The following is a 3284-nucleotide window of genomic DNA, read 5'->3' as shown; positions in this document are numbered from 1 at the left end:
GAGATGTGTATAATAGACATCAATAATTCCTGCAAAAAAAAAATCATCTAGATTAAAAAATAAAAATTTAACTAAAATTGGCAAAAAAATGTTATTTGAATATACGCTAGAAGCATCCATAAATTGCAAAGATATCTATCAAACCTATATCTCATCTGATTCAAAGAAAATCTTGGAAGTTTCTCAAAAAAAAGGTGCATATATACATTTAAGACCAAAAGTTTTTGCAAAGAAAAACAGTACAGCAAATGAGGTGATTCTTAATTTTTTAAAATCACTCAATTTAAAAAAATATAAAAACTATTATTTAGTTTATTTACAACCAACATCTCCATTAAGAACTCGGAAGCATATATCTAAAGCTATATGGCTATCAAAGAAGTTTCCTACTCATACCATTATAAGTGCTAGTGTGCAAGATAGGTCAGTTTTAAAATCAATAATTAAAAATAAAAATAATGATATACCAATGTCAAAAAGATTTTTTAATGATAACGATCAAAATTTGCCAGAAGTATTTTTGCCAAATGGAGCTATATATATATTTTCTTTAAATAATTACTTCAAATCAAAAAAAAAAATTCCATTAACCAAAATTAAAATTTTTAAAATGGCAAAAAAAGATAGTGTAGATATAAATACTAAAGAAGATTTAAAGAAGATAGCAATTAATTAACAATTTAATAGACTGTACTTTTAAGCTTCCATTTATTTTTACTTTTACTCCATAAATGAGGAGATCTAAAATTTGAAGTGATTTGGAAAAATTTATCTTTGGATACATCAATATAATTTAAAAAATCTTTAAAATACTTTTCTGGAAATTCATGGTCATATGTTTTCACAAGACCAATCCCTTCTTCTCGATCTATCTTGTTATTTCTAATTTCTTGTGAAGCATCATAAGTTGCTCTACCAATTCCAAATTTAATATATGTTGTGTAGTAATGAAATGGGTCTATTTTATCATCAATACTTGAATACTTCGAATAACTACCCTCTGTTCTTTCTGTGTTAGGCACAAAACCAGTATTTTTAGAAGCATAATAAAAACATTCTTGAGGATCCCATTTTAAAAAATATCCCAAATAAGCTACTTTAATCTTATTTTTTTTTATTGTTTTAAAATTCAATGGTAAGTAAGGATCAAAATCATTAATTTTAAAATCAGTTTTTTTTAAAATTTCTTTGAGTTTCAAACCTCCAAAAGTTAAATTTTTTTCATTATCACTTGAAAAAAAACTTACATCCATCAGTGGATTTTTATTTTCTTCAATTTTATTTCCGTACTCAGCTTGATTCTCACCATAAATAACTAAAGGAATATTAAATTTCTCTGCAATTTTTGGGCCTATCATTCTTTGTCCAATGATAAAAGGTTGAAAAGGATGTAGCAAATTTACAAAAGCAAGTTTAGTTAAATATCTGTGAAGTTTTCCATTTGGAGTAAAAAGAATATTATCAAGACCACCTTTATGCATCCAGTTTGTAAAATTTTCCCATCCAATATTTGTGTATAAATGTGGGGCCCAAGTTACAGTTAATGGATTCATTCCATACTTGTATTTCAAAATATGAGCTGTAAATGCCGAGTCTTTTCCACCACTACCTGGAACTATACAATCATATCCATTATTTTTTCTATATTTTGATAGAAGCTTTAACAAATTTTTTTCTCTTAATTCCCAATTTATATTTGATTTCAGCTCAGAATATTCACAGGCCTGACATACTCCTTCTGTGTTAAAAAAAATTCCTTTTTTTTGATTATTTTTATTTTTAAATTCTACAACTGAATTAGGTCTTTGATTTGAAATTACGCACTTTTTACAAAATTTAACAATTTTTGGTAAACCATATTGTGAATAATTTTTTTTCATATTATATTTAAAATAACTTTTTTTAAAAAGTCCAAGCCTAAATCACCACTTTTTTCAGGATGGAATTGTGTTCCAAAATATCTTTCATTCGCTACTGCAGAACAATATAAAGTACTTTGATTATTAGTAACAGATAAAATATGTGATTTAAATTTTGGTTTAATTTCATAAGAATGAACAAAATAAAATTTTTTATTATTAAATTCTTTTAAAAAATGAAATTCTTTTAAATTGTTAAATTTCACATTAAAATAACCTACAAATGGTAGTATAAGTTTATTTTTGGGATTTTTAATTTTTACAGTTTTACCTGGAATATAATTTAAACCTTTTGAGACTCCAAATTCATCACCTAATGTTGAAAAAATTTGCATACCTAAACAAATGCCAAATATTTTTGCATTTTTATTTTTTATATTTAAAAAATTTATATATTCTTTTTTAAAAATTAATTTACTTGCTTTAAAGTATGATCCAATCCCTGGAATAAATATCAAATCATAGTTAACTTTTTTTTTTTCTGAATAAAAATCACTTTGAATACCTATCTTATTTAGAGCATTCTTTAAGCTTTGTATATTTCCTAAACCATAATCTAAAATACAAACTTTAAACATTTTTTTTAATTTCTTTAACTGTAATCTCTTTGTAATGTAAAGCAGATGCTACTGAAATACTCAAATTTTTTATTTTCTTAAATTTTTTTAATTTCTTTAAATCTTGAATTCCATTAAACCCACCAGAAAATATCAATGGACAATTGATTTTATGATACACAAAATTTAATAAATCATAATCCAAGCCATTTTGTGTACCTTCTTTATCAATACTTGTTAATAAGATTTCACCACATCCATAATCTTGAACAGTTTTAATCCAATCAATAATTGTATAGCCAGTTTTTTCTCTTCCATAGTATTTATAAACTTCCCAATTTTTATCAATTTTTTTCGCCTCTATATTTGAAACTATTGTGCTTGAACCAAAGTATTTAATTGCTTCTCTTAAAAACTTAGGTTTTTCAGTTGCATATGAATTTATAGCTATTTTATCTACACCTGATGATAATGCATTTTCAATATCTTTTAAATTTCTTATACCACCACCAAGAGTTATTGGACAAAAAATTTCTTTGGTTATTTTCTTAATAATTTCAAAAAGATTATTTCTTCTATAAAGACTTGCTACAGCATCAACTAAAAGTATCTCATCAATTTTTTGTTCGTAATAGTTTTTTGCTAAAGTTAATGGATCACCAATTTTTCTTAAACCTTCAAAGTTGATACCTTTGATAACCTTTTCATTTTTTATATCTAATCTTGAAAATATTCTCATATTTATTAATTTGAATGATACAAAATATTAGCTATTATTTATGTCTCAATTTATCAAGAAATTAATTTT

4 protein-coding genes are annotated in these 3284 nt (G+C 24.4%); 1 reads left to right on the top strand and 3 read right to left on the bottom strand.

Annotated features, from left to right (window positions below):
- The first annotated feature begins 22 nt into the window (after window positions 1–22).
- Entirely contained in the window at window positions 23–676 is a 654-nt protein-coding gene (locus ACTT9D_RS07055) for an acylneuraminate cytidylyltransferase family protein (RefSeq protein WP_440931076.1), read from the top strand.
- A gap of 4 nt (window positions 677–680) precedes the next feature.
- On the opposite strand, the gene ACTT9D_RS07050 is transcribed toward ACTT9D_RS07055, so the two are convergent.
- Genes ACTT9D_RS07050 through ACTT9D_RS07040 form a run of 3 tightly spaced genes read right to left on the bottom strand, consistent with a single transcriptional unit; the run spans window position 681 to window position 3215 of the window.
- On the bottom strand, window positions 681–1880 hold the full coding sequence (locus ACTT9D_RS07050) for an N-acetyl sugar amidotransferase (RefSeq protein ID WP_440931075.1): 1200 nt from the start codon (window positions 1878–1880) through the stop codon (window positions 681–683).
- Window positions 1877–2497, bottom strand: a complete 621-nt coding sequence (gene hisH, locus ACTT9D_RS07045) for an imidazole glycerol phosphate synthase subunit HisH (protein WP_440931074.1) — start codon at window positions 2495–2497, stop codon at window positions 1877–1879. Before hisH ends, ACTT9D_RS07050 begins: the two co-directional genes overlap by 4 nt.
- Window positions 2490–3215 carry an imidazole glycerol phosphate synthase cyclase subunit gene (locus tag ACTT9D_RS07040; protein ID WP_440931073.1) on the bottom strand — a complete coding sequence of 242 codons (726 nt, stop codon included), beginning with the start codon at window positions 3213–3215 and terminating at the stop codon, window positions 2490–2492. Before ACTT9D_RS07040 ends, hisH begins: the two co-directional genes overlap by 8 nt.
- Window positions 3216–3284: the final 69 nt, after the last annotated feature.

This window comes from Candidatus Pelagibacter sp., from assembly GCF_052049815.1.
In the GTDB taxonomy this organism is placed as follows: Bacteria; Pseudomonadota; Alphaproteobacteria; order Pelagibacterales; family Pelagibacteraceae; genus Pelagibacter.
This window is presented reverse-complemented; position numbering and strand designations above follow the sequence as displayed.